Source organism: Nocardioides sp. NPDC057772 (assembly GCF_042798075.1).
GTDB lineage: Bacteria > Actinomycetota > Actinomycetes > Propionibacteriales > Nocardioidaceae > Nocardioides.
Window position 1 is genome coordinate 1 of sequence record NZ_JBHVKN010000396.1, and the last position, 1,312, is coordinate 1,312.

The window sequence follows — 1,312 nt, forward strand, 5'->3', positions numbered from 1 at the left end:
TGCCCGTGTGGCACGAGGGGCGATCTCGTTTTGTGAGGATGTTTCACGTGGAACGGGGGGGGTGGTCTCGACAAGCTCGACCACCGGAGTGCCTCAGGACCAGTAGACGACGACCCGGTCACCGATCCGGATCTGGTCGAATACCCACGCGATCGACGACTTGTTGCGGACGTTCACGCAGCCGTGGGAGCAGCCGTTGTAGCCGCGGGCGGCGAAGTCGGAGGAGTAGTGCACCGCCTGGCCGCCGTTGAAGAACATCGCGTACGGCATCGGGGTGTGGTAGATCGAGGAGACGTGGTTGCGGCTCTTCCGGTAGACCTTGAACGCGCCCTCCCGGGTCTTGGTGTCCGCGCAGCCGAAGCGGGCATCCATCGCGCGGACGATCTTGCCGGCGCGTACGTAGCGCATCCGGCGGTCGGTCTTGTCGACGCAGAGCACGCGGCCGGTGAGGCAGCGACGGTCGAGGTTGAAGAGCGCCGCGTCGGTCGGCGTGCTCGTCAGCGAGCGGAGGCGGTCGAGGGTGCGCTGGTTGACCTTGCCGGTGATGGCCAGGCGCTGGTTGCGCTGGAAGACCTTGACGGCCCCGGTGGTCTTGGAGCCGTAGTTGCCGGTGACGCGGCCGGTGTAGATGCCTCGTTCCTTGAGGCGAGCCTGGACCCTGCGCACCCCGATGCCGGTCGAGCCCTGCTGGTAGAGGACGGTGTAGGCCGTGTGGAAGCCGGTCTGGCCGATGGAGGCCGACGGCGCACTGGCCTGGGCGCTGCTCGGCGCCGCGATCGAGCCCAGGGAGAATCCCAGGGCAAGGATGGTGGTGAGGAAGATCGCCACCGGGGTTCTACGGATGTTCACATCATCTCCGTGGGGTCAGGGAAGGTAGCCCGGTCGCGCGGGCCGCTGGGGTCGCACCCGAGGTGCGACGATCTACGACTAAGACGTTCGAGCAGCGTGCGCGGTTGCATCAGATTCGCGTGAGGCTGCTCGCGGACTTTAGCGCACCGGGCACCCGCAAGGCCTCTTGACGGGCCTTCTCGTGGAACCGTTGGGGAAGGGTTCATCGAAGGGTGCGTTTCACGTGAAACGGGGAGGTGGTCGAGCCCGTCGAGGCCACCGGATTCTGGTCATCGAGCCTGTCGAGATGGCTCTGGTTGGGCGGGTGGTCTCGACAAGCTCGACCACCGGAACTCGGTCATCGAGCTTGTCGAGATGACTGTGGTTGGGCGGGTGGTCTCGACAGGCTCGACCACCGGTCATCGAGCTTGTCGAGATGACCTTCATTCCGGAGGGGGCAGACGGTGCGGTGTTTGTGACGTGT

Annotated in this window: 1 protein-coding gene; it reads right to left on the minus strand. The window is 65.7% G+C overall.

All coding sequences use genetic code 11. The annotated features are described in order from the left end of the window. Positions 1–93: 93 nt before the first annotated feature. Positions 94–849 (minus strand): L,D-transpeptidase family protein, encoded by a 756-nt coding sequence (locus tag ACFVJS_RS27990; RefSeq protein ID WP_378886805.1) that lies wholly within the window; start codon positions 847–849, stop codon positions 94–96. Positions 850–1,312 lie beyond the last annotated feature (463 nt).